Here is a 946-nt window from a genome sequence, read left to right as displayed (position 1 = left end):
CGCCTCGCTGATGAACTCCGGCCCGTTGTCCGACCTGAGCACCGCCGGGGCGCCCCGGGAGGCGACGAGGTCCTCGAGGTGGGCGGTGAGTCGGTCGGCGGTAATCGAGCGCTCCACGAGCCCGCCGATGCACTCCCGGGTGTGTTCGTCGACGATCGAGCAGATCTTGATCGGTCGTCCGTGCTCGTCGGCGTCGAACTGGAAGTCCACCGCCCACACCACGTTCGGCGCGTCCGCCGTCGGCGCGTCGACGGTCGAGGACCCGACGCGCTTGCGTCGACGCCGCTGCGGGACCCGGAGCCCTTCGTCACGCCACAGGCGTTGGATCTTCTTGTGGTTCACCACCCACCCCTCGGCGCGGGCGTCGTGATACGCCCGCCGATACCCGTAGCGGGGATGGTCCTTCGCCCAGGCGCGCAGCCACTCCCTGAGCGCCCGATCCGGGTCCGCGACCGTGTCGCCCTTGAGCGGTCGCCGGTACGCGGAGCGGCTCAGCCCGACCAGACGGCACGCCATCCGTTCGCTCACCCGCAACTTGCGCTTGAGGTGATCGACGGCGGCGCGGCGCCTGTCCGGGCTTAGAAGTTTCCCTCAGCCAGCTCCTTGAGCGCGGCCTTCTCCAGCTCCGCTTCCGCGAGCAGACGCTTCAGGGTCGCGTTCTGCTTCTCCAGCTCCTTCAGGCGCTTTGCGTCGTCGGCCTTGAGGCCGCCGTACTGGTTCCGCCACCGGTAGTACGTCTGCTCGGACACCCCGAGCTCCCGGCACACCGCCGCGACGTCCTGACCATCGGCGAGCATCCTGTCGGCCTGCCCGAGCTTACGGACGACCTGCTCGGGGGTGTGACGCTTCCTGCTGTTCGTCATGATCTGACCAGTCTCCCTGCCCGCGACCGCGGGCAACAGGACGACTCTCATAACGACTGGACCTACGAAACGGGGTCAGCCCA

At 68.7% G+C, this 946-nt stretch carries 1 pseudogene; it reads right to left on the bottom strand.

The window, feature by feature from the left end:
• Positions 1-863 (bottom strand): annotated as a pseudogene (locus J1M38_RS11625) (IS3 family transposase); the annotation flags it as partial.
• Positions 864-946: the final 83 nt, after the last annotated feature.

Origin of the sequence: Micrococcus sp. KRD070, assembly GCF_017168435.1 — a bacterium.
GTDB lineage: Bacteria > Actinomycetota > Actinomycetes > Actinomycetales > Micrococcaceae > Micrococcus > Micrococcus luteus.
Note: the sequence above shows the minus strand (reverse complement) of the source record. Positions and strands in the feature narration are given on the sequence as shown.